This is a genomic window from Ruegeria sp. BHSC276, from assembly GCF_059612945.1.
The window spans coordinates 1-1,729 of sequence record NZ_JBXWRP010000016.1; the positions used below are offsets into that span (position 1 = coordinate 1).

Here is a 1,729-nt window from a genome sequence, read left to right on the forward strand (position 1 = left end):
TTGGTTGCGGGGAGAGGATTTGAACCTCTGACCTTCAGGTTATGAGCCTGACGAGCTACCTGGCTGCTCCACCCCGCGCCATTTTTTTGGCGTTCGGCCTGCAGAGATTTTTTGAGGCCGTTTTTTGATTTTTTGATCGTTTAGAGAGTTTGGGGATTTTTCTAGGTTTGGCGGTGACCTACTCTCCCGGGGCTTGAGCCCAAGTACCATTGGCGCTGCAGCACTTAACTTCCGGGTTCGGGATGGGACCGGGTGTTTTGCTTGCGCTATGACCACCAAACCGAGGAAAATCCCCACGTCGACTTTCTTGCGAGCAAGAAAGCGACGGGTGGCAGACAGCGTCTTTTGCTTGCAAAAGGCGCGTTGCCACTCGGTTGTATAATCAATCAATATCGCGGCTTGGTGCTGCGAGGCTATCCATTGTCAAGGTCGGTGTATGCTTTTGGTTTGATTTGTCTTTCTGTTACTGGATCAAATCAAGCCTATCGGGCGATTAGTACCGGTCAACTGAACGCATTGCTGCGCTTACATCTCCGGCCTATTGACGTGGTGGTCTTCCACGGCCCTCAGGGAGACCTTGTTTTGAGGGGGGCTTCCCGCTTAGATGCCTTCAGCGGTTATCCTGTCCGATCATAGCTACCCTGCACTGCCGTTGGCACGACAACAGGTCCACCAGTGGATCGTTCACCCCGGTCCTCTCGTACTAGGGGCAACTCCTCTCAAGTCTCCTACACCCACGGCAGATAGGGACCGAACTGTCTCACGACGTTCTAAACCCAGCTCACGTACCTCTTTAAACGGCGAACAGCCGTACCCTTGGGACCTGCTCCAGCCCCAGGATGAGATGAGCCGACATCGAGGTGCCAAACACTGCCGTCGATATGGACTCTTGGGCAGTATCAGCCTGTTATCCCCGGCGTACCTTTTATCCGTTGAGCGATGGCCCTTCCACTCGGGACCACCGGATCACTATGGCCGTCTTTCGACTCTGCTCGACTTGTCAGTCTCGCAGTCAGGCTGGCTTCTGCCATTGCACTCAACGAGCGATTTCCGACCGCTCTGAGCCAACCTTCGCGCGCCTCCGTTACGCTTTAGGAGGCGACCGCCCCAGTCAAACTACCCGCCACGCAGGGTCCCGGATCCGGATGACGGACCGCGGTTAGACATCAAGAATGCAAAGGGTGGTATCTCAAGGGAGGCTCCACAGGAACTGGCGTCCCTGCTTCGAAGCCTACCACCTATCCTGCACATTGCAGTCCTGATGCCAGTGCGAAGCTGTAGTAAAGGTGCACGGGGTCTTTCCGTCTAACCGCGGGAAGCCTGCATCTTGACAGGCAATTCAATTTCGCTGAGTCGATGTTGGAGACAGCGGGGAAGTCGTTACGCCATTCGTGCAGGTCGGAACTTACCCGACAAGGAATTTCGCTACCTTAGGACCGTTATAGTTACGGCCGCCGTTTACCTGGGCTTCAATTCAAGGCTCTCACCTCTCCTTTTAACCTTCAGGCACCGGGCAGGCGTCAGACCCTATACGTCGTCTTGCGACTTCGCAGAGCCCTGTGTTTTTAATAAACAGTCGCCACCCCCTGGTTTGTGCCCCCAGCCCCTAGTTGCCTAGGAACCGGGCCTCCTTCTCGCGAACTTACGGAGGTATTTTGCCGAGTTCCTTCAACATCGTTCTCTCAAGCGCCTTGGTATGCTCTACCAGTCCACCTGTGTCGGTTTAGGG

General features: G+C 55.1%; 1 tRNA gene and 2 rRNA genes. All 3 read right to left on the reverse strand.

The features are described from left to right. Position 1: 1 nt before the first annotated feature. Positions 2-78: transfer RNA gene (locus tag AC2FMD_RS18045), tRNA-Met, on the reverse strand. A gap of 87 nt (positions 79-165) precedes the next feature. Continuing rightward, positions 166-280, reverse strand: a 5S ribosomal RNA gene (gene rrf, locus AC2FMD_RS18050). 192 nt (positions 281-472) lie between these two features. Then, a 23S ribosomal RNA gene (locus AC2FMD_RS18055) occupies positions 473-1,729 on the reverse strand; the annotation flags it as partial.